The organism is Halalkaliarchaeum sp. AArc-CO, assembly GCF_024972735.1.
Lineage (GTDB): Archaea > Halobacteriota > Halobacteria > Halobacteriales > Haloferacaceae > Halalkaliarchaeum.
Map to the genome: position 1 here is coordinate 1159614 of NZ_CP087723.1, position 20257 is coordinate 1179870.

Here is a 20257-nt window from a genome sequence, read left to right on the forward strand (position 1 = left end):
AAACTGGGAACGTCCTGAGAGCTCTCGATCAATCGTCGTCCGCGATCCCGGACGGGATCGCCGGCGAGTCCTCGCGCCGCACGCTCGACCGGTTCGTCGTCGCGTCTTTTTCGACGGTGAGCAGGTCGTCTGCGGCCCCGACCAGTTCGTCGTCGTGGCTCACGATCACGATCTGTCTGACCCCGAACTCTCGCATCTCTTCGACCAGCGTGACCAGTCGCGAGACGTGGCCGGCGTCGAGGAACACGGTCGGCTCGTCGAGAATGAGCGGCGGGGTCGGTGCGGCCCCGTCGATTCCGGCCGACAACAGTCGGTAGATGGCCACCCGCAGCGCCAGGTTGAACAGCGCGCGCTCGCCACCCGAAAGTTGCGCGGGTTCGAGCGGTTCGCCGTCCTTCTGGTACACTGTGAGTTCGTACTCGCCGTCGAGTTCAATGTGCGAGTACGCGTCGTTACCGTACACCAGTTCGAACGTCTCGTTGAGCATGCGCTCGAGCGTCTCGACGTTTCGCTGGCGCAGCTCCGCACGGAGATCGCCGTACAGCTGTTCGAGGGATTCGGCTTCCTCGTGGACCGATTCCAGCATCTCGACCCGGTCGGCCAGTTGATCCCGCTCTTCTCGCAGGCGTTCGAGTTCGGACAGTTCCGTTTTCACGCCGCCGATCGAGTTCTGGAGTTCGTCTCGCGTCTCCCTGAGATCTTCGAGTTCGGGTTTCGCCTCCTCGAGATAGGCCTCGGCCGTGCGCTTGTTCTCTCTGGCCGACTCGATCCGGTCGTCGTCGAACGACTCCCGGAGTTCGTCCCTCGCTTCGCGCTTTTCCCGCAGACGCTCCCGGCGTTCGTCGTTCAGTTCCTCGAGTGTCGACCGACGGTCGCGATGGCGGTCGATTCGATCCGCCAGTTCCTCGATCGCTTCGAGCGTTGACTCGACCGACGAGAGCATCTCCCGTTCGGAATCGATCGTGTCAAGTTTCCTTTCGAGCGTTTCAATGCGCTCCCGGGCTTCGGCTGCCTCTTCCCGTTTCGTCTCGGCGACCTCCGTGGCCTCGGCGGCCTGCTCCCGCAGCTCGTCGGCGTTCTCCCGGAGTGTTTCCGCTCGCTCTCGTCGCTCTTCGGCCGTCTCCCGGGCATTCGCGAGTCGTTCTTCACGGAGCTCCCGTGCGTTTTCCAGCTCGCCGAGCCGCTGTTCGGCCTCGCGGAGTTCCTCGGCGTCCGCCAGTCGCTTTTCGAGACGGCTCACCTCCCCGCGTGCGTCGGACAGTTCCTCTTCGAGTTCGGTAACCCGCTCGCGGTCCTCGTCGATCGAATCTACGTGGGGTGAGCCATCGACCGGCTGTCCACACTCCGGACATTTGCCGGCCGCGAGCAGTGCCTCGACTTCAGCGACGCGTTCGCGAGCGTTCGACAGCTCGGTCTCGAGTTCGGCAACGCGTTCGCGAGCTGCCGACAGTTCCGACTGGATCTCCTCGCGCAGGCTGTCGGCGCTACCGGGTTCGACGTCCGTCTCCTCGAACTGTTCTTTGACTGCGTCGATTCGGTCGTCGATCGACTCGAGTTTTTCTTCGTGTTCTCGTGCCGTCTGGTCGGCCTCCGCCGCGTCGGATTCTGCCTCTGCCGCGTCCGACTCTGCCTCTTCGGCCCGACCTTCGAGCGTCGTTGCCTTCTCGGCGAGGTTCGCGGCCTGGTTCCGGAACCCCTCCCGTTTCACCCGGATGTCGCTCAGGCGCTCTTCGAGGTCGGCCTCCCTGTCGTCGAGTTCCTCCCGGCGTGTTGCGATCGCCTCGTCGGTCGCGGCGTCGAGCCCCGCGTCGTCCCGTGCCGTCTCCAGTTCGCTTTCGAGGCCGTCGATGCGTTCCCGGGTCTCGGTGATCCGTTCACGGAGCGTTTCGCGCTCGGATTCGGCCTCCCGGATCGTCTCCGCAATCTCGTCGATTTCCTCCTCCAGCGCATCGATCTCGGCCCGTTTCTCGTCGTGCTCTTCCAGGACGCGCTCGGCGTCGGCTTTCGTCTCTTCGGCCTTCTCGATCTGTGCTTCGACCCGGTCGATCTCGTCGTCGACCTCGCCGAGCCGCGATTCGAGGTCGTTGAGCTTGCCGTGGAGGTCGGCGTCCTCCTTCTGTTCGATTCGGTCGGCTTTGTCCTCGAGTAGCGTCCGTTTGGACGTGAGCAGGTCCTCGACACCGAGGCGTGCGTCGCCCGCCCGTTCGCGATAGGTCTCGAGTTTCCCGAGCTGCAGCAGGTCGTCGATCATGTCCTGCCGCTGGCTCGGACTCGCGTTGATCAGTTTGTTCACCTCCCCCTGGCGGACGTACGCGCAGTTGAGAAACGCCTCCGCGTCCATCCTGAGCAGTTCGGTGACGAATCGGCGGACGTCTCGCGCCCCGTCGACGGTGACGTCCGGCCCCTCGAGGGTGCAATCAACGGTGCTGACCCGGTCGCCGCTCGCGCGGATCCGGCGGTAGATCCGGTAGTCGGTGCCGTCGTGGCTAAACGCCAGTTCGATCTCGGTTTCCTCCTCACCGTTGGTAACCACTTCCTCGAGGGTTCCCTCGAGCGCTTTCGCGCCGTACAAAGCGAAGAAACACGCCTCCAGGAGCGACGACTTCCCGCTGCCGTTGAGGCCGTGGATGACGGTGACGCCGTCCCGGAGGCGAAGCTCCGCGTCGGCGTACGGTTTGAAGTTCGCGAGTTCGAGTCGCTCGAACCTCACAGGTACTCCTCCATCGATCGTTGCCCGTCGGGTCCGGAGCTTTTCGGTTCGTCCCCGCGTGCCTCACCGTCGCCGCCCATGTCCCGGTCCTCACCGTCGCCGTCCATGTCCCGGTCCTCACCGTCGCCGTCCATGTCCCGGTCCTCACCCACGCGGCCCATATTACTGCTCTCGCGGTCGGTCTTTCCGTCCCCACTGCCCTCTTCGCCGTCGCTCGTATCATCGGGTTCAGTCGCCGAAAGCGCCTCCAGGCCTTCCGATTCGATCCGGTCGGACAGCCGGTTTTTCACCTCGGCCCGAACGTTCGAAGCCGGAATTTCCACCGAGCGAACCACGTCGTCAAACTCTCGTGCGGCCGATGAGAACCCCTCCTCCCGGATCCGTTCCCGCACCGCCTCGTCCGGGTCACCGAACGAGACAGAGATCTCCTCTGCCGTGTCGACCTCCCGGCGGTCGGTTACCCGCACGATCAACGCGCCTTCCTCCAGTGCAGTCTCCTCGATTGACGCCGGCGTCACCGGGTCTCCGCTTCCGTCGATTCGGACGATCACGACGGCGTCCTCCAGGTCGTGCTGTGTCACCCGTTCGCGAACCCGTTCGACGCCCTCGCCGTCCGCCAGTTCCACCTCGACGAACGCGAACGGTCGGGTCTCGATCGTCCGACGACGAATCTCGACGCCGTCCGGTCCCCGGGTGTCGGCGTCGAACGTGACGAGGTTGTACCCGCGGGGCGTCTCCTCGCTCGCGCTGGTGCGCTCCGTCGACCCGCAGTAAGTTACCCGCGTCCCATCGACTGTCGCCGTGTCGGGGACGTGATTGTCACCGAGCAGCATCGCGTCGAATGCGACGGTCGACTCCGCGAGTACTGTTTCCGTGTCCCAGTTCGCGTGTGCAAACGGGGTAAACAGACCGTGGCTCACGAGGGCGGCGTGTGCCGCATCGCTGGGTTCGAACTCGTAGTCGAGGTCGTCCCGCCGGGATTCAGGGACGTGGTCGAGCCCGTAAAAGGCGGTCTCGCCGACTTCGACCGGCTCCGCACCGAGTCTGGTCGCGAGATCCATGCTTTCAAAGAGGTCCAGCCACTGCCCTCGGCGAGTGGATTCGTGGTTCCCGACGACCGCCAGGAAGGGGATGTCTGCAGCGTCGAGCCGCCGGAGCAACTCGAGTGTCCCGAGTAGATCCGGCAGCGACGGACGACGATCGTGAAACAGGTCGCCGGCGTGGACGACGGCGTCGACGCTCTCCTCGATCGCGTCGTCGACGACCTGCTCGAACGCTTCGAGGAAATCCCGTCGTCGCTCGGGGGAGTGGTACTGCTCGTAGCCGACGTGGGTGTCGCCGGTGTGGAGCACCCGCGTCGGAGCCGGTGCGGGTTCCGATCCGTCAGCCGATGTCATTCGTCGAACCTTGCACCTTCTGTGGTAAATGGGTTCCGCGAACGCGTCACGTCTCCGGTTGCCGCTTCCCGAAGCCGGTGGTAGGAGTCGAGCGCGTTCTCACCCCGATCTGCGAGTTCCTCGTGTCCATCCCTGCGGGCGGAGTCTACCGCCTCCGAGAGCCGGCCGAGTCCGTCGGCCTCGACGAACGACGCTGCGCGATCGAGGTCCTCCAGCGCCGCGTCGGCCTCCTCGATCACTCCGGCGTACGGCGGCCGCGCCGTGGCTGTGCGTTCGGCGAGCGTTCGAAGGGCCCGGGCGATGGCGTCCGTGCTGACCACGGGGTTCGTGGTCCCGTGATCGTTTATAAAAAGTTGGCTGGCAGCCACGGGGTCGGCCATCGAAACTCTTACTCTCGCGCCGAAACACCTCCGCGTATGAGCGAACCGACGGTTACGACCGACGACGTCGAACACGTCGCCTCACTCGCGCGGGTTGCGCTCGAGGTGGGTGAACCCGAGGAGTTCGCCGAGCAGTTCTCCGAGGTGCTCGAGTACTTCGACACGCTGGACGAGGTTCCGGAGGTCGACCGCGACACGGAACTCGTGAACGTCCTCCGCGAAGATCAGGTCGAAGACGGGCTCTCTCAGGAGGACGCCCTCGCGAACGCGCCCGAATCGGAAGACGGGAAATTCAAGGGACCGCGGGTGTCGTGAGATGAGCGCGGATCTCAACCTTTATATCACCGAAGAAACCGTCGACGGCACGTCGGACGGTCCACTCGCCGGAATGACGATCGCGGTGAAGGACAACATCTCGACGGAGGGGGTCACGACGACCTGCGGGTCGGAAATGCTCGCCGACTACGTCCCGCCGTACGACGCCACCGTGGTCGAGCGCGTTCTCGACGCCGGCGCGACGATGGTCGGCAAGACGAACATGGACGAGTTCGGGATGGGAACGACGACAGAGACCTCGGCGTTCGGCCCGACGCACAATCCCGCCGACACCGACCGCGTTCCGGGCGGCTCCTCGGGCGGATCGGCTGCGGCAGTCGCGTCGGGGGACGCCGACCTCGCGCTCGGCTCCGACACCGGCGGGTCGGTGCGGTGTCCCGCCGCGTTCTGTGGCGTCGTCGGGATCAAGCCCACCTACGGGCTCGTCTCCCGGTACGGACTCGTCGCGTACGCCAACTCACTGGAGCAGATCGGCCCGATCGCGTCCAGCGTCGAGGACGCCGCCCGACTCCTGGACGTCATCGCCGGCCCCGACGAACGCGACGCGACGACCCGATACGACGAACGCGAGGAGTTCGACCGCCATCCGGCCGACGGGACCGATTACGCGGCTGCAGCCGACGGCGACGTCGACGGGACGACGATCGGGATCCCGACGGAGCTTTTCGACGGTGCCGACGAACGCGTCGTCGAAACCGTCGAGGACGCGCTCGAATCCCTCGAGTCGCGTGGCGCCGAGACCGTCGAGGTGTCGCTCCCGTCGGTCGATCACGCGGTGCAGGCGTACTACGTGATCGCGATGTCGGAAGCGTCGTCGAACCTCGCGCGGTTCGACGGCGTCAGGTACGGTCACTCGGCGGGTCACGACGGCAACTGGAACGACACGTTCGCCGAGACGCGGGAGGCGTTCGGCGCGGAGGTCAAACGTCGGATCCTGCTCGGGACGTACGCCCTCTCGGAGGGCTATCACGACAAGTACTACCGGAAGGCCCAGGACGCCCGCGCGTGGGTGAAACAGGACTTCGACGCCGCCTTCGAGGAGGTCGACGTGATCGCCTCGCCGACGATGCCGGTGTTGCCGTTCGAGCTCGGCGAGAGCCTCGACGATCCCCTGCAGATGTATCTCGCCGATGCGAACACGACGCCTGTCAACCTCGCGAACCTGCCGGCGATCTCGGTCCCAGCAGGGACCGCCGACGGCCTCCCGGTCGGTCTCCAGCTCGTCGGTCCGCGGTTCGACGAGGAAACGATCGTCCGGGTGGCAAGCGCGGTGGAAGACGCCGTCTGAGCTACGACTTCCAGTACGACCGAGTAAACAGGACCAGCACCGGTATGATCTCGATCCGACCCACCCACATCAGCACGATCATCGCGACCTTGGTCGCGTCCGAAAACGGGTAGTAGTTGTCGAACGGGCCTGCGATCCCGAACGCCGGGCCGATGTTGAAGAAGGTCGCCGCAGCCGCCCCGAGTGCCTCGAACTCGTCGATCCCGAGGCCGATCCGGGCGCTGTCGACCGCGACGAAGATCCCGAGTCCGAAAAAGAGCAACAGCGACAGCAGCGTGAACGCATACGTGTCCCGGATCGTCTCCTCGTCGACGACCTGATCGCTGAGCCGCACCGGTTTGATGGCGTCGGGATGGACCGCGGTAAACAGGTCCCGGCGGAGCGCCTTGAAGACGATGAGCCACCGGAGCAGCTTGATCGAACAGGTGGTCGATCCGGCCATGCCGCCCAGGAACATCAACACGAACAGGACGTGTTTGGCGGCCGGCGACCACGTGTTGAAGTCTGCGGTCGCGAACCCGGTCGTCGTCATGATCGAGACGACCTGGAACGTGGCGTGTCGGAACTTCTCTTCGAGGGGATACGAGACGGACGGATCGGTCAACAGCAACAGCGCGAGCAGCACCACCGTGCCGGCGACCACGCCGAGGTAAAACCGGAACTCCTCGTTTTCGGCCGGACGCCCCCAGTCCCCTTGGACGAAGTAGTAGATGAGGATGAAGTTGGTCGCGCCGATGAGCATAAACGGGATAATGGTCCACTGGGCTGCCACCGAGAACGCTCCCAGGCTCCCCGGAGACGGGGAGAATCCGGCGGTCGCGACGCCGGTGAACGCGTGAGAAAGCGCCATGAACGGGGTCATGTTCGGAGCCAGCCCCACGAGATGGAGCCCGTACAACGACGCCGCACACAGCGCGGTCACCCCGGCGTACAGCGACCACAGCGTCCGGGCGGTTTCGGCGATGTGTGGCGAGAGTTTGTGAACGTCCTGGGTTTGTGTTTCGGTCTCCATCAGCTGGGCGCCACCGATCGACAACTGCGAGAGGACCGACAGCGCGAGCACCAGGATTCCGAGCCCACCGAGCCACTGGATCACCTGACGCCACATCAGCATGGAGTTCGAGTGTGCCGAGAAATCCTCGAGGACGGTCGCACCGGTGGTCGTAACTCCCGACATCGCCTCGAACAACGCGTCGATCGGCTGTGCGATGACACCGTTACCCGCCGCCAGAAACGGGATCGCCCCGACGATGGCCACCGACAGCCACGCCAGCGCGACCATCAGGAACGCTTCGCGGCCGCCCAAGTCGCCTTCGCCGCGGAACTGCTCGAGTGCGCCCCCGACGCCGAGCGTGACCATGATCGTCACGACGAACGGCGTCGTCGGTTCGCCGTAGTACACGGCGAGGGCGAGCGGAAACGCGAGGGGGAACGCGAGCCACTTGAGGATGCTTCCGACCAGTCCCAAACTCGCACGCCAGTTGACCCGAAGGCGCATCTACCGACCGGATTCGGTTTCTCGTGGTTTAGGTTTGCCGTTCGAGGGTCCGCTCGACCGTCTCGATCGCGTCGATACCGAGTTCGGCGACGTCCTCGTCCAGATCCGCGTCACGCAGCGCTGCCCTGTCGTACCACTTCCATGCGTCGGCCGTCGCCTCGTCGTCACCGTCCGGATCGATCTCGCGGCTCTGGACCCGCGCGAAGAACACGTGATCGACGTGCTGGTGGCCGACGGTTCCGTCCGGATGAACGTTGATGTCCTCCAGCAGGAGGTGTTGTGGAGTCGGGATCGTCCGGGCGGTTTCCGACTCGTAGGTCGGCCCGGGCGTTACGAGCGAGGGATCGAGCCCGGTTTCCTCGCGCGTCTCGCGGAGGGCGGCCTCGTGGGGTAACTCGTCCCGGTCGATGTGGCCGCCTGGCGGGAGCCGTAGTCCGAGCTTCGGGTGACGGTGCAGCGCCGTCGCGCCGTCGTTGACGACGTACAGGGTAGCCACGAAGTGGCGGGTCGTCTCCATGTCCGGCGATCGTCGCGACGGTACAAAAGCAGCGCGGACAGCGGTCAAGGAAGCTGGACTTCCTCTTCGGCCTCGAGCAGTTCGTGATAGCGGTTTCGGATCGTCACTTCAGAGATGTTCGCCACCTCGCTCACGTCGTTTTGGGTCACCTTCTCGTTGGTGAGCAGCGAGGCCGCGTACACGGCGGCAGCGGCGAGCCCGACCGGCGACTTGCCGGAGTGGACGCCCTGCTCCTTTGCGGTCTTGAGCAGCTGTCGCGCGCGTCGTTCGGCCTCCTCCGAGAGGCCGAGGTCGCTCGCGAACCGGGGGACGTAGCTCTCGGGATCCGCGGGCTGGATCTCCAGTTTCAGTTCGCGGACGACGTACCGGTACGTCCGGGCGATCTCGTCTTTCTCGACCCGGGAGACGGCCGCGATCTCGTCGAGACTGCGGGGGGTGCCGGCCTGGCGGGCAGCCGCGTACAGCGCGGCGGTGGCGACGCCTTCGATCGAGCGGCCGGGCAGGAGGTCTTCATCGAGCGCACGGCGGTAGATGACCGAGGCGGTCTCGCGGACGTTCTCGGGCAGCCCCAGCGCCGAGGCCATCCGGTCGATCTCGCCCAGCGCCTGCTTGAGGTTGCGCTCTTTTGAATCGCGAGTACGGAACCGCTCGTTCCAGGTGCGGAGCCGCTGCATCTTCTCCCGCTGTCGGCTCGAGAGGGTCTTGCCGTAGGCGTCCTTGTCCTGCCAGCCGATGTTCGTCGACAGCCCCTTGTCGTGCATCATCTTCGTCGTCGGCGCCCCCACGCGACTCTTTTCGTCTTTCTCTTTGGAGTCGAATGCGCGCCACTCGGGACCGCGGTCGATCTCGTCGGTCTCGACGACCAGGCCGCAGTCGGCACAGACGGTTTCGCCGTGTTCGGTATCCGTCTCGAGTTGACCGCCACACTCCGGGCAGGTCACCTGTTCGTCGTCTCGTTCCTCCTCGGTCTCGCGACGGCGGACACGGTCGTCCGTGTATCGTCGGACGTTCTCACTCATACTTGGATCAGGGTGTGGAGGTCTAACGGGAGAAGCGGGGCTCCCGGTCGGTTATCTCCGTGATAATCATTTGTAGCGGAAGGCAAATAAAAGTACGGGTATTTTGAAAATTTGTTACCGAATATAACTGCCGGACGGCATTGGGGTGGTTTCCGGACCGAACTCATCCCGGCGAAGCTCCGTGTGTACGTCGCCTCCAATAGAGGTAGTATATATGTGTTTTGTGGGATCGGAGCCGACAGAGGTTCAGTGGATCTTGAGTTCGACGCGACGGCCGTCGGGGTCACGGACGTATGCGGCCCACGCCCGGCCGTACGCGCCGTAGCGTTTCCGTGGTTCGCCCGATTCCACTTCTATCCCACGTTCGCGCAGTTCTTCCAGCAATTCCTCGACGTCCGACCGGGAGTCGATCCGGTTGGAGCGCACGAGCAAACAGAGGTGCTCGCCGTCGACGTCGATCGGGCCGTCTTCCTCCTCGTCGGTCGGTACGAGATGAACGTGTCGGCCCCCGGCGACGACGGCGACGTACGGTACCTCGCCGGCGTCGTACCGGTCCCGATCGCGGATCGGCATCCCGAGCAGGTCGTGATAAAACGTCAGTGAGCGTTCCAGATCGGTCACGCGGATCGCGACGTGATCCATGTCGACGACATCGATCTCCATGCACAACTGGGACGGCGGGAGCGGCTTAGTGGTTCCGTCGATCGAGTGTCGGTCATCCACGGAGGAATCTTCACTTCAGGGCGGAGGAAGTCACGTTCGTTCGTGGGTCGGCTCCTCGGACTTCCTGTCGATGTGATGGACGGCCTCCGGCGACAGGAGGCGACCGGTCGGGAGTTCGACCCAGCCGTTCGCGAGGAGGCGGACGTCCCCCTCGTGGAGGAGGTCAATCGGTAGAGACGACCACGCAACTACTATCGGAGTGGCCTTCCGAATAGTTTCCGGGCCGAAACGGAACCAGCCGGCGACCGCCGAACGCGATAGGGAGAACTAAAGTGGTTACTACCGATATAGTGAATAACTATGCACCATCCCGGACCCCCACGGTTTATCGGCGTGGGATCGACGATCGACCTCGCCCCCAGGGACCCCGACCCCTCGGCGGAGTACGAGTGGCACGTCGCGAGAGCACCGAAGGGGAGCAGCGCGACCCTGGGAGACGCTCCCGTCGAGCAGTTCACGCCCGACGTCTCTGGCACTTACAAGCTGGGTCTCGACGCGCCGGACGGACAACACACGCTCACGGTTCGTGTGTTCCCGACGTCCCAAAAGCCGCCCCTTCCCGTCGACGACGAAGGAGACGGGACGGACAGCGACGGTGGCGACGGTGACGGCGGTGGTTCGTCGGGCGGAAGTGGACTCCACCGAAGTGGCGGCGTGAGCGGTGGGATAAGCGGTGGCGAAAGCGATCTCCCGGCGGAGAGTTGCGGAGGATCCGACGACCCGTTCCGGGATGGTGCGGGGGGACGTCCCCGCATCCGGCTGGACGGACGCGTGGAGGGAGACGAAGTCGTGGTGACGGGGACGCCGAAACCGGCACCGGGGGCCGACGTTCCCCCGGATGGGTTCGCGGTCGAGTTCCTTGCCGACGATCGAGATCCGGTGTCGGGTTCGGAGCTGACGATCGACGGACACGAGGTACGGATCGATCGGGCGGACATCCGTGAATACAGCCGAATCCACGCGGTCGCTGTAGATCCCACGAACGATACCTACAGCGTGTCGGACGCGATCGCGGTAGCACCGACTGAGGAGGGGCAGATACTCGTCGACCGTCTCAACGAGCCGCCGGCGTGGAGCCGGTCGATCACGCTGTACGAGATCTACGTCCGGACGTTCGCCGACGGTGACGAGCCGACCTTCGAGGCGATCGCCGATCGACTCCCCGAACTCGCCGAATTCGGGGTGAATTGCATTTGGTTGACGCCGGTGCTCCAAAACGACGAATTCGATCACGGCTACAACATCACGGACTTCTTTTCGATCGCCGACGACCTCGGTACCCGAGAGGAGTTCGAGGCGTTGCTCGAGGAAGCTCACGATCACGGGATCAAGGTGCTGTTCGATCTGGTGCTCAATCACTCCGCCCGCGAACACGAGTTCTTCGGGCGCGCGAAAGCGGGGGATCCCGAGTATCGTGACTGGTACGAGTGGGAGAACGAAGCCGACGATGTCCCGGCCACGTACTTCGACTGGCCGTACATCGCGAACTTCAACTTCGACAACCTCCACGTCAGGCGACATCTGCTCGACGTCGTCGACGAGTGGGCGCCGTACGTCGACGGGTTCCGGTGTGACATGGCCTGGGCAGTGCCCACGAGTTTCTGGCAGGAGATCCGCGACCGCGTGAAGTCCCACGATCGCGAGTTCCTGTTGCTCGACGAGACGATCCCGTACGTCCCCGAGTTCCACGAACTCTGTTTCGATGTCCACTTCGACACCACGTTGTATCACAACCTGCGGCAGATCGGGCACGGCGAGATGCCCGCGCGGGCGGTGGTGGACGCGATCCGACAGCGCGCCGAGACCGGCTTTCCGGACCACGCCGGGTTCCTCCAGTACATGGAGAACCACGACGAGACCCGCTTCCTCGAGGAGTGTGGCCGCCCCGAAACCGAGGCGGCCGCGGGTGCGATATTCACGCTTCCCGGGATCCCGCTGCTGTACGCCGGCCAGGAGATCGGCGAGCGAACCCGCCGGGAGAGGATCTCCTGGGAGGAGACAGACGAGGAACTCCGGCGCCACTACGGGGCGCTGAACGAGCTCAGGCGGGAGCGCCCCGCCTTCGGCCCCGGGGGTGCGTTCGAACCCGTCGAGGTCGACGCCGTACACGACGGCGTGGTTGCGTACGCCCGCGAAGCCGGCGAGGAGCGTCTCGTCGTCGTGCTGAACTTTGCGCCGATGCCCGAGCACGTCAGTCTCCCTGAGGAAACGGTCGAGCCAACGGATCTCGTGTCCGGCGGGGACGTCGATACTCCCTCCGGTGATCTCCGGGTCGAAAGTGTCGCCGTCGTTTCCACAGCTGAACCGATGTGACCGGACAGCCAGCTCACCGACTGAGCGCCAGCACCTCTCCCGGTTCGGGCGCCCGCTTGCCCCACTTGTCGGCGCGAATCCAGAGGTAGTCACAGCCGTCGAGCTCGAACGTGAGATCACCGCCCTCGACGCGGTAGTCGCCGTCCCCGACGATCGACGTCGACACGTCTTCGGGTGGTCCGAACGCGCAGGCGACCTCTCTCGGTTCGTCGGCGAAGTTGTGTCCACACACGAGCAGGTTGTCGCCGTGATCGTAGCGGTGGAGCCAGACGTCGTCACGGTCGACGTCGACGACGGAGTAGATCCCGTCGACGATCTCCGGACACTGGCTCCGGGCGTCGACGAGTTCCCCGACCCGTGAGAGCAGTGATCCGGGGTCGTTCAGCTGGTCGGCAACGTTGACGCGTTCGTAGCTGTACTCTCCCTCGTCGATGACGGGATTGTGCACGTCGCCGGGTTCGCTCGTCGAGAAGCCGGCGTACTCCGAGTCGTCCCACTGCATTGGGGTTCGAACAGCCTCTCGTTCGCGTAGTGACGGATCCGATCCCATCCCGATCTCGTCGCCGGCCAGCAACACCGGGACGTCCGGCAGCGACAGCAACAGGCTGTGGGCCATCGCCACGCGGTCCAGATCGTTGTCGTATATCTCGGCCAGTCGGAGGCGGTGGCCGCGCTCGAAGATCCACGAGTCGCCCGCGTCCTCGCCGAACGCCTCGCGGGCGTGATGGAACGCCTCCTCGGGGAGCTTCAACAGGTTCCACTCGTCGTGATTGCGCAGGAAGTTCGCCCACTTGCCGATCCCGTCGACGTCGGGAACGATCTCGTGGGCTCGGTGGAGGGGCCAGGTGTCGCCGACCCCGATGGCGTACGTGAGGTGGGCGTTCATCACGAAGTTGAACTGGAGGTCGAACGCCTCGCCGTCGCCGAAGTAGTAAGGCAGTAGCTCGGGTTGGTCGTCCGCCTCCGCGAGCAGGATGGCGTCGGACTGCTCTTCGCTGACAACACGCTTCATTTGCTTGAACAACTCGATCGGCTCAGCGAGGGTTCCGCCGTCGTGTCCCTTCGGCATCAACATCGGATGGGCGGCGTCGATCCGGAACCCGTCGGCTCCCTGGCGGAGCCAGAACCGGAGTATGTCGTGAAACTCCTCTCTAACTTCCGGATTCCGGACGTTCAGGTCCGGCTGGTGGTGGAAGAACTGATGGAAGTAGTGGGCGTCGGCGACCTCGTCGTACGACCAGACGCCGTCCTCGTGTTCGGGGAAGATGTTGAACGTGTTGTAGGCGGTTTCGACGTCGCCGGTCCACAGGTAGTAGTCGCGGTACTTCGACTCGGGATCCCGGCGGGCCGTTTGAAACCACTCGTGGTCGATCGAGGTGTGGTTGAACACCAGATCGGTGAGCACCCGTATTCCGCGGTCGTGTGCCCGATCGGTAAACTCTCTGAAGTCCTCGAGGGTTCCCAGCCGGTCGTCCACGGCGTAGTAGTCGGCGACGTCGTAGCCGTTGTCCCGGAGCGGACTGGGATAGAACGGTCGGATCCACAGACAATCGACGCCGAGGTCGTCGACGTACTCGAGTTTCTCGATGAGGCCCTGAAAGTCGCCCCAGCCGTCGCCGTCGCTGTCGTAGAAGGTCTTCACGTCGAGCGTGTAGATGGTTGCGTCCTCGAGCCAGGCGGTGTCGCTCATTCGTTCGAAGAAACGTCGTTGGAGAGAAAGCGCTTACGGGTTCAGCAGTACGGAATCCAGTAGTTTCGGCCGCACGGTTCCTCACTCGTGTTTTCGAGGTGCTCGCTTCGCTCGCTGTGACGTCACTCGCGGTTCGCTTCGCTCACCGCTCGTGTTTTCGAGGTGCTCGCTTCGCTCGCTGTGACGTCACTCGCGGTTCGCTTCGCTCACCGCTCGTGTTTTCGAGGTGCTCGCTTCGCTCGCTGTGACGTCACTCGCGGTTCGCTTCGCTCACCGCTCGTGTTTTCGAGGTGCTCGCTTCGCTCGCTGTGACGTCACTCGCGGTTCGCTTCGCTCACCGCTCGTGTTTTCGAGGTGCTCGCTTCGCTCGCACCTCGCTCTCGTCGCGTTGTGCCGCCGAAAAGTGCGTGGGACCGGATTTGAACCTCGTCGAGACGGTCCGGGCGTGCGGCGCTTCGCGCCGTTCCGGGCTGCGACTCGCCTGGTTCAAATCCTCACCAGATACTCATTCACGGCGGCACGGCTCCTCGAGCCATTCGCTGCGCTCATGACTCTCGTCGCGTTGTGCCGCCGAAAAATGCGTGGGACCGGATTTGAACCGGACGAAGACTCGCTGGCGCTCGTCTTCCAGGGTTCAAATCCGCCCTACTCCTTCACTGCAACCTGCTCGCTACGCTCGCAGATATTGTTCAGTGCGTGGGACCGGATTTGAACCGGCGGACCTCTACAGGACAGCGCCCTCAACGCTGCGCCGTTGGCCTGGCTTGGCTACCCACGCCCGATGTGAGTTTTAACTGCACTCAACCGTACCCGGGGGATAATTAAAAGCCCTTCCCTTTGCCACGCGAGTGCCGGGGAGTCCCACGGGAAGTATCGACGAAATCCCGGCCGCTTTTCCCCCGGGAACCCGTATGTCGAATATGGAAGTTCGACGACGGGCTCGGGACCACGTCCCTGCCCTGACAGCAATTCTCACGGTCGTCGCACTGACACTCGTCTTCGGCGCCGCGCTCCAGGCGATCCCGACCGACCTGCTCCCGCAGGCGGGCGATGCGTTTCTCGATGCGATTCCCACGGTCAACGCGGTCTTGAGCGCGCTCGCGATCGTCACGATCGTCGCCGGCTGGCGGTATATCCGGATCGAGGAGGTCGAAAAACACCGCGCGGCGATGGTTGCGTCCTTCGGACTCTTTGCGGCGTTCCTCGTGTTGTATCTCTACCGCGTGGCCCTGCTAGGACCGGCCGAGTTCCCCGGGCCCGGGACCGTCGAGACGTTCGTGTACCTCCCGCTTTTGGGGGTTCACATTCTGCTTGCGGTGCTCTGTGTCCCCCTGCTGTTTTACGTCCTATTGCTTGCGGTCACCCGCCCCGTCTCCGAGATCTACGACACCCGACACCGGATCGTCGGCCGGGTGGCCGCCTCGCTGTGGCTCGTCTCCTTCGTGCTCGGTATCGTCGTCTATCTCCTGCTGTACGTCGTGTACTGACGGCTCTTTTTTCCGGATCCCGCGATCAGTCGTCGCCGAGCGCCTGTTCGGGCGAGATATTCGGTCTCGTGATCGGTCGGTCCGTCTCCTCGCCCTCGATGTCGTACGGGTACGCGCCGGTGACACAACCGAGACACAGGTTCTCGCGGTCGGTTCCGATCGCGTTTGCGATCGCCTCGACCGACAGGTACGACAGCGACTCGGCCCCGATCACCTCCTGAATCTCCTCGAGTGACCGGTCTGCCGCGATGAGTTCCTCCCGCGTAGCCATGTCGATTCCGAGGTAACACGGCGCGACGATCGGCGGTGCGCCGATCCGAACGTGCACTTCCTCGGCCCCGGATTCCCGGAGCAGTTCCACCAGTTGGGTCGACGTCGTCCCCCGAACGATCGAGTCGTCGATCACCGTCACCGTCTTCCCGTCGACCGTGCTCTTGATCGGGTTGAGTTTCAGCCGGACGGCACGCTCGCGCTCGTCCTGTGTCGGCATGATAAACGTACGACCGACGTAGCGGTTCTTCATCAATCCCTCCGCGAACGCGACTCCGTCGTCTTCCGGATCTCGAGGATCGCCGTCGACGGTAGTTTCGGCGGCCGCGTCGGCGTAGCCGGCGGCGAACGCGCGTCCCGAGTCCGGCACGGGCATCACTACGTCCGTTTCGATTCCGGATTCCTCCCACAGCTGGCGTCCGAGTTCGCGCCGGACTTCGTAGACGAGTTCGCCGTCGATGACCGAGTCCGGTCGGCCGAAGTACACGTGTTCGAAAAAGCAGTTTGCGGTATGGTCGCGTTCGAACAGCTGATAGGAGTCGTATCCCGAGCCGTCCGGATCGAGAACGATCAACTCGCCGGGTCGCACGTCCCGAACCAGCTCCCCGTCGAGGGTGTCGATCGCGGCTGACTCGCTTGCGAGGACGTATCCGTCGGGCAGTTCTCCGAGACAGAGCGGTCGGTTTCCGCCCGGGTCGCGAACCCCGAGAACCGTGTCGCCGTGAGCGATAGTAAGCGAGTAAGAGCCGTGAATCCGTTCCATCGTCCGTTTGATCGCCCGCACCAGGTCCGCCTCGAGCAGGTTGCGCGCGAGGTCGTGGGCGATCACCTCGGTGTCGCCCGTACTGGTGAACGCGTGTCCCAGTCCCGCCAGTTCCTCGCGGATCTCGTCGGCGTTGACGAGGTTGCCGTTGTGAGCCAGCCCGAGCGATCCCGACTTGAAAGACACCGTAAACGGCTGTGCACAGCAGGAGCCCACCCCCCCGGCGGTCGGATACCGAACGTGGCCGATCCCGTTGGAACCGTTCAGCGATTCCAGTGCCGCTTCGTCGAAGACGTCGCCGACGAGTCCCGTCTCGACGTGACTGTGCTGCTGGAACCCGTCGTGGGTGACGATCCCCGCTGATTCCTGTCCCCGATGCTGGAGCGCGTACAGCGCATAGTACAGCGGCCGTGCCGCTGCACGCTCTGTAAGAGAGATTCCGGCGACGCCGCACTTCTCTCGCGGCCCGCCGATCTCGCTCTGCTCCCTGTCGGATGCCATACCCGCGTTCACGTCCCGATCGGTAAAAACCCCCGTGGTTGTGACGTACTCATCTCCACTCATGAATGAATTATGCACTATCTTGAATATGTCGTGGGCGGACGTCCCACGGAAGTTTTTGCCCCGGGACGCGACTCGCCGGTATGGACGTCACGTTCCTCGGCACCGGTAGCGCGATGCCGGTCTCCGAGCGAGTACAGACTGGGCTGTTGCTGGAACGGGACGACCGGACGCTGCTCGTCGACTGTGGCGCAGGCGTTCTCCACCGGCTCTCCCGCGTCGACGGCGGGTACGAGTCGGTGTCGTCGGTCCTTCTGACGCATCACCACCTCGACCACGTCGCCGACCTGTTGCCCCTTTTGAAGGCACGGTGGCTCGCTGGCGAGGCCCATCTCGAGATCGCCGGCCCGCCGGGGACGAAAGCGCTCGTCGACGGGCTTCTCGAGGTGTACGACTACCTGCGCGACAGAGTGGATCTTCGCCTGCGTGAGGTCCACGCCGGTTCGACGTTCGAGATCGCCGGGTTCGATGTCGAGGCGTTCGAAACCCGCCACTCGATGACTTGTTTCGCCTATCGGTTCGCCGGCAGTCGTGACCGGGGTGACCGAGAGGTGAACTCGACAGGTGGTGATTTCACGTTCTCGGGAGACTCGGAGGCGTTCCCCGGTCTCGCTAACTTCGCGGACGGCTCGCGCGTGCTCGCCCACGACTGTTCGTTCCCGGACGGGCTGGACGTTTCCAACCATCCGACGCCGACGCAACTCGGGGAGGCGCTCGCGGGAACTGACATCGATCGGCTGTATCTCACTCACCGTTATCCTCACACCGAAGGAAAGGGAGAATCCCTCCGGGAGAGCGTTCGAGCTGCCGGATTCGATGGCGAGGTCCGACTCGCCCGAGACGGTCTTCGTGTCACCATTTGAGCCACTCGTTGGTCGTCGATGTAACTAATAATATTTACAATATTCCGGGATACACCCGTCAGCTTAAGTCATCGTGGACTAACCTCCAGATGATGACGGAGCCACTCGCCGACGACGTCGGTCGGGAGACGACGGGTCCGCTCTCGGACGACTTCGGCCGGGAGGTGACCGGGGTTCGGATCTCTCTTACGGATCGTTGTAACTTCGACTGTATCTACTGTCACAACGAAGGACTCGGCGACACGCGGGGGCCGATGGAGCCGAGCGACGACGAGATGACTGCCGACGACGTGATCAGGTTTCTGGAGGTCGTCGAGGAGTACGGCGTCCGGAAGGCGAAGTTCACCGGTGGGGAGCCGATGCTTCGGGAGGACCTCGAGGAAATCGTCCGCCGGACCCCCGACTCGATGGAGACGTCACTGACCACCAACGGGACGTTCCTTCCCGGACGCGCGGAGGCGCTCCGGGACGCCGGCCTCGAACGGGTCAACGTTTCCCAGGACGCGCTCGACCCGGAGGCGTTCGCGGAGATTACGCAGTCGGGCGCGTACGACCGCGTCCTCGAGGGCGTGGATGCCGCATTGGATGCCGGACTGGACCCGGTAAAGCTCAACATGGTCGTCTTCGAGCACACCGCCGGCTACGTCGAGGACATGGTCTATCACGTCGCCGAGAACGACGGGCTCCAGCTCCAGCTCATCGAGTACATGCCGGAGCTCACGGGTCGCCCGGAGTGGAGTATCGACATCCAGCGGGTCCACGACTGGCTTTCAGACATCGCCGACCGGGTCGAACGCCGCGAGATGCACGACCGGAAGCGTTACTTCGTGAACGGCGGGATGATCGAGATCGTCGACCCCGTCGGAAACGAGAAGTTCTGTGCCAACTGCGGCCGCGTCCGGGTTACCCACGAGGGCTACCTCAAGGGGTGTCTCAATCGCAACGACGACTTGCGGCCGATGGGCGAGATGACCCGCGAGGAGATCCGGGAGGCGTACGAACGGACGGTCGAAACCCGGGTCCCGTACTACGGCGAGTATCTGAAAACGAACGGGAGCGGCGAGTACGAGATCAACGAGAAGTACATCGGCGCGCCACAATCGACGCCGAGTGACTGATTTTCCGGGACGCGTCCGGATCCACTACACCGGTTCCTGCCGCCGGTTCGTGACGTTTAAATAGAGTCGCCCAGTTGTATCGGGTACACGTGAACTGTAGGGGCGAACGTCCCGAGTCGCGGGCCGTGGGTCCGTCGGCGACGATACCAAAAAGCGAGTTGCGGTAGCCAAGCCTGGCCCAAGGCGCTGGGTTGCTAACTCAGTGGCGCAAGCCTCCGGGGTTCGAATCCCCGCCGCAACGCTGCAACGCAACCAGATATGAGTGCAGACGAACCACAGGACGGCTCTCCGGAGGAGGACGAGGACCTCCGTTACTTCGTCCGGGTCGGACAGACCGACCTCGACGGGACGAAGTCCGTGGAGCGAAGCCTGACAGAACTGAACGGAATCGGCACGCGTACGGCGCGTTTCGTGGCTGACACGGTCGGAATCGACCGGACTGCCACGTTCGGCGCGCTGGACGACGAGGTGATCGAAGAGGTCGTCGACGTGGTCGAGAACCTCTCGGAGCACGCCCCCGAGTGGATGGCCAACCGTCGCAACGACTTCTACACTGGAGAGACGACCCACGAGACCGGGTCCGAGCTCAACCAGCGACGTCGGTACGACATCAACCGGATGAAGATGATCGACTCCTACAAAGGTGTCCGGCACAAGCGCGGACAGAAGGTTCGCGGACAGCGAACGAAGTCCACCGGGCGGACCGAAGGAACGATCGGCGTCAACGTCGAGGAGATCCGCGAAGAGGCCGCAGAGGAAGCGGCCGAAGCGGCTGAAGAGGAGGATGAAGGGCTATGACGACCGGGAGCAACACCAAACGGTACGAAACGCCGAACCACCCCTACCAGGGCGAACGGATCGCCGAGGAGTCGGGTCTGATCGGCCAGTACGGCCTCAAGAACAAAGAGGAGCTGTGGCGCGCTCAATCGGAACTGCGCGACTACCGACGCGAGGCCCGCCGGCTGCTCGGCGAGGCGCAGGGTGACGTCGAAATCGCCGGCGAGTACGGCGAGGAGTTCGTCGCCCGGCTGCGGCGGTACGGGATCCTCTCGGAGAACGACGACATCAGCGCAGTCCTGGAACTGGACGTCACCGACGTCCTCGAACGGCGGCTGCAGACGGTCGCCTACCGCCAGGGGCTCGCAAGCACCACGAAACAGGCACGACAGTTCATCGTCCATGGCCACGTTATCGTCGACGGTGCGCGGGTAACCCGCCCGTCGAAAAAGGTGGCCGTCGGCGAGGAGGACTTCATCGACTTCGACGAAACGAGTCCGCTCGCGGACGAACTGCACCCCGAGCGGGCGGAGGGACAGGAGTAACC

Annotated in this window: 18 protein-coding genes and 2 tRNA genes; 9 read left to right on the top strand and 11 right to left on the bottom strand. The window is 64.2% G+C overall.

Annotation, left to right across the window (positions count from 1 at the left end):
• Positions 1-28: 28 nt before the first annotated feature.
• The 3 genes from rad50 to AArcCO_RS06375 are packed head-to-tail and all read right to left on the bottom strand — an operon-like array spanning position 29 to position 4427.
• Complete coding sequence (gene rad50 / locus AArcCO_RS06365; RefSeq protein WP_259535770.1) at positions 29-2710, bottom strand: DNA double-strand break repair ATPase Rad50; 2682 nt, start codon at positions 2708-2710, stop codon at positions 29-31.
• The gene (gene mre11 / locus AArcCO_RS06370) at positions 2707-4107 is read right to left on the bottom strand and encodes a DNA double-strand break repair protein Mre11 (RefSeq protein ID WP_259535772.1); all 1401 of its coding nucleotides are present in this window, start codon (positions 4105-4107) and stop codon (positions 2707-2709) included. The genes rad50 and mre11 overlap by 4 nt, the downstream gene beginning before the upstream one ends.
• Positions 4104-4427 (bottom strand): DUF7966 family protein, encoded by a 324-nt coding sequence (locus tag AArcCO_RS06375; protein ID WP_259535774.1) that lies wholly within the window; start codon positions 4425-4427, stop codon positions 4104-4106. The genes mre11 and AArcCO_RS06375 overlap by 4 nt, the downstream gene beginning before the upstream one ends.
• Positions 4428-4523: 96 nt before the next feature.
• Here AArcCO_RS06375 and gatC point away from each other — a divergent pair, with 96 nt between their 5' ends.
• On the top strand, positions 4524-4802 hold the full coding sequence (gatC, locus tag AArcCO_RS06380) for an Asp-tRNA(Asn)/Glu-tRNA(Gln) amidotransferase subunit GatC (protein ID WP_259535776.1): 279 nt from the start codon (positions 4524-4526) through the stop codon (positions 4800-4802).
• Position 4803: 1 nt separating this feature from the next.
• A complete protein-coding gene (gene gatA, locus AArcCO_RS06385) occupies positions 4804-6111 on the top strand; it encodes an Asp-tRNA(Asn)/Glu-tRNA(Gln) amidotransferase subunit GatA (RefSeq protein WP_259535778.1) in 1308 nt (435 codons plus the stop codon).
• A gap of 1 nt (position 6112) precedes the next feature.
• Here the strand turns inward: gatA and AArcCO_RS06390 are convergent, their stop codons facing one another.
• From AArcCO_RS06390 to AArcCO_RS15960, 5 genes are all read right to left on the bottom strand, one after another.
• Positions 6113-7609 (bottom strand): TrkH family potassium uptake protein, encoded by a 1497-nt coding sequence (locus AArcCO_RS06390; protein ID WP_259535780.1) that lies wholly within the window; start codon positions 7607-7609, stop codon positions 6113-6115.
• Positions 7610-7637: 28 nt separating this feature from the next.
• Positions 7638-8126 carry an NUDIX hydrolase gene (locus tag AArcCO_RS06395; RefSeq protein ID WP_259535782.1) on the bottom strand — a complete coding sequence of 163 codons (489 nt, stop codon included), beginning with the start codon at positions 8124-8126 and terminating at the stop codon, positions 7638-7640.
• A 44-nt stretch (positions 8127-8170) separates the two neighbouring features.
• Positions 8171-9145, bottom strand: coding sequence for a transcription initiation factor IIB (locus tag AArcCO_RS06400; RefSeq protein WP_259535784.1), 975 nt, complete (start codon positions 9143-9145; stop codon positions 8171-8173).
• 246 nt (positions 9146-9391) lie between these two features.
• On the bottom strand, positions 9392-9808 hold the full coding sequence (locus AArcCO_RS06405; protein ID WP_259535786.1) for a VOC family protein: 417 nt from the start codon (positions 9806-9808) through the stop codon (positions 9392-9394).
• Between the two features lie 90 nt (positions 9809-9898).
• Positions 9899-10081, bottom strand: a complete 183-nt coding sequence (locus AArcCO_RS15960) for a hypothetical protein (protein ID WP_345780881.1) — start codon at positions 10079-10081, stop codon at positions 9899-9901.
• A gap of 87 nt (positions 10082-10168) precedes the next feature.
• Here AArcCO_RS15960 and malA point away from each other — a divergent pair, with 87 nt between their 5' ends.
• Positions 10169-12181: an alpha-amylase MalA gene (malA, locus tag AArcCO_RS06415; protein WP_303650971.1), complete on the top strand. Its 2013-nt coding sequence runs from the start codon at positions 10169-10171 to the stop codon at positions 12179-12181.
• Between the two features lie 13 nt (positions 12182-12194).
• Here malA and AArcCO_RS06420 read toward each other — a convergent pair whose 3' ends face one another.
• A complete protein-coding gene (locus tag AArcCO_RS06420; protein ID WP_259535792.1) occupies positions 12195-13871 on the bottom strand; it encodes an alpha-amylase family protein in 1677 nt (558 codons plus the stop codon).
• Positions 13872-14564: 693 nt separating this feature from the next.
• Positions 14565-14649, bottom strand: a tRNA-Leu gene (locus tag AArcCO_RS06425).
• A 142-nt stretch (positions 14650-14791) separates the two neighbouring features.
• Here AArcCO_RS06425 and AArcCO_RS06430 point away from each other — a divergent pair.
• Positions 14792-15358 carry a DUF420 domain-containing protein gene (locus AArcCO_RS06430; RefSeq protein WP_259535794.1) on the top strand — a complete coding sequence of 189 codons (567 nt, stop codon included), beginning with the start codon at positions 14792-14794 and terminating at the stop codon, positions 15356-15358.
• A gap of 25 nt (positions 15359-15383) precedes the next feature.
• On the opposite strand, the gene purF is transcribed toward AArcCO_RS06430, so the two are convergent.
• Positions 15384-16892 carry an amidophosphoribosyltransferase gene (gene purF, locus AArcCO_RS06435; protein WP_259535796.1) on the bottom strand — a complete coding sequence of 503 codons (1509 nt, stop codon included), beginning with the start codon at positions 16890-16892 and terminating at the stop codon, positions 15384-15386.
• A gap of 143 nt (positions 16893-17035) precedes the next feature.
• Between purF and AArcCO_RS06440 the strand changes: the two genes are divergently transcribed.
• From AArcCO_RS06440 to AArcCO_RS06460, 5 genes are all read left to right on the top strand, one after another.
• On the top strand, positions 17036-17815 hold the full coding sequence (locus AArcCO_RS06440) for an MBL fold metallo-hydrolase (RefSeq protein WP_259535798.1): 780 nt from the start codon (positions 17036-17038) through the stop codon (positions 17813-17815).
• A gap of 92 nt (positions 17816-17907) precedes the next feature.
• A complete protein-coding gene (gene moaA / locus AArcCO_RS06445) occupies positions 17908-18933 on the top strand; it encodes a GTP 3',8-cyclase MoaA (RefSeq protein WP_259535800.1) in 1026 nt (341 codons plus the stop codon).
• 157 nt (positions 18934-19090) lie between these two features.
• Positions 19091-19174 (top strand) — tRNA-Ser (locus tag AArcCO_RS06450).
• A 17-nt stretch (positions 19175-19191) separates the two neighbouring features.
• Complete coding sequence (locus tag AArcCO_RS06455) at positions 19192-19731, top strand: 30S ribosomal protein S13 (protein WP_259535802.1); 540 nt, start codon at positions 19192-19194, stop codon at positions 19729-19731.
• A complete protein-coding gene (locus tag AArcCO_RS06460) occupies positions 19728-20255 on the top strand; it encodes a 30S ribosomal protein S4 (protein ID WP_259535804.1) in 528 nt (175 codons plus the stop codon). Before AArcCO_RS06455 ends, AArcCO_RS06460 begins: the two co-directional genes overlap by 4 nt.
• Positions 20256-20257 lie beyond the last annotated feature (2 nt).